This window comes from Thiohalocapsa sp. (genome assembly GCF_019695415.1).
Lineage (GTDB): Bacteria > Pseudomonadota > Gammaproteobacteria > Chromatiales > Chromatiaceae > Thiohalocapsa.
Genome location: NZ_JAIFKJ010000631.1, coordinates 1 through 2792, shown reverse-complemented (window position 1 = coordinate 2792; position 2792 = coordinate 1). Strand labels below are relative to the sequence as shown.

The 2792-nt window shown below is 66.4% G+C and carries 2 protein-coding genes; both read right to left on the bottom strand.

What is annotated here, in order from left to right; genetic code table 11:
• Positions 1-134 precede the first annotated feature (134 nt).
• Positions 135-665 (bottom strand): type IV pilin protein, encoded by a 531-nt coding sequence (locus I6U14_RS17250; RefSeq protein WP_296900982.1) that lies wholly within the window; start codon positions 663-665, stop codon positions 135-137.
• Positions 666-690: 25 nt separating this feature from the next.
• Positions 691-2792: PilC/PilY family type IV pilus protein (locus I6U14_RS17245; protein WP_296900980.1), on the bottom strand; the 2102-nt coding region annotated here is incomplete at its 5' end.

Below are 2792 nucleotides of genomic sequence, written 5' to 3'. Positions count from 1 at the left end.
CCGTAGCGGCCCGCACCCGGGAGGTGAGCTCGCAATCGGTGGGAATTCTCCGACCCCACAGACACTTGCGTCTGCAATGAAGCGGTCAACTGCCGTTTCTAGGTTCAAGTCTAGGCCGCCCTGGCCGCAGGGCGTCAGCCGCGTATCCAGTTCAGATCTTTCGGATCTGGGTCGCTGGTGTCCAGGCCCACGGCGCTCGCACTCTCGCCTTCACCAGCGTCGTCGTTGTCTTCGTCCCAGTAGCGCTGCCCGAGCTCGTTGATCTGCAGGATGCCGTCGTCGGCCTGGGGGCCGACGGGTGTGGCCTGTAACGTGAAGGCATCGGCAGTTGGCCCGCTGGAGAAGTCCACCGTGTAGTGCTCGGCGCGGATGCCGATGTTGGGCTCCCCCACCGTCTCGGCGCTGCAGTCTTCGTCCGGGTTGTAGCAGCCGTTCTCTGAGTAGATGCGCTCCATGAACTGGGCCAGGCGCATCAGCTCCGACTGCGCCTCCGCCCGTCGCCCGCTGCGGATCTGCTCCTGGTAGCTCGGGTAGGCAACGGCGGCGAGGATGCCGACGACAGCGACCACCACCAGCAGTTCCACGAGGGAGAAGCCGGCGGCGGTGCGTTTCGCGCTGTGGTGTTTGAGCGCTGACGCGCTGGATTGTGATGTTGAGGCAGGCATGACTCGGCTGTTCGCTCGGCCGCGGCTATTGGATTTGCAGCCAGGTCCGCCAGGCGTGACCCTCGGACTCTCTCAGCTGGATCAGGTCGCCCTCTGAATCCGCGATGATGCTCAGCGCCTCGCTGCCGCCGAGCGCGACGGTGGCGGGTGACGAATAGATACCGCTCTCAGTGTCGGCGCCGAGTACGCGTATGCTGCTGCCCACGGTCCCGCCACCGAGCAAGTCGACACGGTCAAAGCTGCCATCGAGATTGAAATCGAACGGGCTCGCCTGGAGCCGGGCGCCGGTCACCGCGTCGAGCGCGTTGACCCAGCTGCCGGCGCCGGTGCTGCAACACTCGCCGGGGATCAGGGACACGAAGACGACGCGACCTCCGCGTACCTGGGGTGCAGAGATCACCCGCTCTCCAAGCGCGTTCAGGTTGCCCGCCGCATCCGTCACCGCGAGGTCGATCACCCAGCCGCGCGTCGCGCTCGGTGCGGGCTTGGTGGCCTCCGCGTAGGCAGTGCTGCGACGGCTCAGCGTCAGCCCGGCCCCGGTATCGGCGGCGCCTATCACCCCGTCCGCGCCGACGGTAGCCGGGCCGAAGAACTGGTGCTTGATGAGAGCGCCGCGATCAGGCAGGCCCCCATGGACCTGTCCGTCATCGTCCCAGATGCCGTAGAAGCTCTGCAATGAGGTGTCGTCCTTGTCTGCGGCATTCAGCAGACGTCCGGTGCCGAACAAAAGGATGAAACCACCGTTCGGATGGCGCGCAAAGGCGATGCGGCTGGTGATAGGCTGCGGATTGCCGTTGGCGTCTCGGGCCTGGAAGATCTTCCTGACGGTCCCGCCGAGGGCGTCCGCATCGCCGTCGAAATAGGCCGGTGGGCTGCTCAGGTCGAACCGCCAGACATTGCCGAACAGAACCCCAGCGTAGGCACGGTCGGCGACGCGATCGCCGTCACACTCCAGTGCTGCGCACTCGACGAGGCCATTGCCACGGGCCTCACCCGGGGGCACGGCCCCGGGGCCGGCGCCCGTGTTCACACCAGAGAGGATGCGCTGGTTGTCTGCGTCCGCGCCCGACCCGGCCAGGCGGAGGACATAGAGGACGGCTTCCCCAGCCTCATCCACGGTGCAGTTGGTCGTGTCCAGCGCGTCGTTGCAATGTGCTGCAGCCTCGCCGGCAACCCTCGCGCTGCCGTAACCGTTATTCACCAGGGCGACCCAAGTGGTGTCGGCGCCGTCGGCGCCAGAATCGATGCGCACGATGGCCGGCTTGGCGAGCATGTGGCCCATATACCGACCATCCGGAACGTCGTCGGCAGGGTCATCGCTCGTGTAGGTGGTGACGGGGCCGCCGGCCTCGTATGCAGTGAAGCGTTCACCGGACGCGTCCGTGAACTCCCAAAGCACGAGCCTCTCGGCGGAGGCCTCTGTGGCTTCGAGAGACTCAGGGTCCGTAATGTCCAGCGCAAAGACGCCCTGGGCGCCCATGCCGAAACTGCCCACGAGCACCGAGCGCCAGGGGTCGTCCCCACCGCCGATCTTCGCATCCGAATAGCTGAGCGGCCCGTCGACATAGGACTCCTTGACGGCGGTGTTGTACGCCGGGTCCGCAAGGGTCGCGAGCGCCGGATAGACTGCTGCCGGGATGTAGGCAAAGGCCTCGGTGAAGCTGGCGGCGTCCGTATCTGTCTTGAAGGCGTGCAGCATGCCGTCGTTGGCGCCGACATAGAGCATGTCGGCGCGACCGGCTCTGCCGCGCTTGAAGGAATCGTAGTCTGGGTCGTCGAACCACTGCGCCGGCGGCCCCACCAGCAACGGCCCGCTGCCGAGCATGTCGCCCATTAGAGCACCGCCACGCGCGCGGAGCCCGCTCACCGCATCGCCTTTGAGCCAGCTGATGTAATCATCGGCGACAGCGGCCGCCGCCGCCTCGGCTGCCGCTTGGTCATCAGCACCGATGATCTCTACCCCCGTCAGGCCTTCCTTTTGCACTTGCGAGAGCTCATCGAAGCCATCCGCGTCGAAAACCCTGGGACCGCCGTCCGAATCGTCGTCGCCTTCCTCCCGCGTGACACTGTTTGGCCCTTCGTGGCCGGGGAAGGTGGCGGGGTCTTCGGTGCTCATGTGCGCCCCAT

Excerpts from the sequence above, each read along its gene's own strand:
- I6U14_RS17250 (WP_296900982.1), bottom strand. The coding sequence starts at position 665 with ATGCCTGCCTCAACATCACAATCCAGCGCGTCAGCGCTCAAACACCAC.